The 272-nt window shown below is 46.0% G+C and carries 1 protein-coding gene; it reads left to right on the top strand.

Translation table 11 applies throughout. The features are described from left to right. A partial coding sequence (locus AB1471_RS17365) for an AMP-binding protein (RefSeq protein WP_367780981.1) occupies nucleotides 1-272 on the top strand: 272 nt, incomplete at both ends.

The raw sequence follows: 272 nt of genomic DNA, 5'->3' as shown, positions 1-272 counted from the left end.
GTGGTTCTGACATCGATTTCCCAATGGTTCTCGCCGCTTATTCGTGGTGTTTTAAACTTGGTCCTCAAGTATTGGAATAAGGCGATTCCAAAGCATAATCTTAATGCTCAAATACTGGATTCGGCGATTGAGATAGGACGAAAACTCAAGGCTGAAAAACGTCTCGACGTTGCGGCCTATTGGCAAGATCTTCAACGAGAAGACACGGCCTTGCTGCAATATACGGGTGGAACCACAGGCGTAAGTAAAGGTGCTGAGCTAACCCATGGTAA

Source organism: Jeotgalibacillus marinus, from assembly GCF_040801915.1.
GTDB classification, from domain to species: domain Bacteria; phylum Bacillota; class Bacilli; order Bacillales; family Jeotgalibacillaceae; genus Jeotgalibacillus; species Jeotgalibacillus marinus.
The sequence above is the reverse complement of the archived record's forward strand: the minus strand, read 5'-3'. Positions and strand labels throughout refer to the sequence as shown.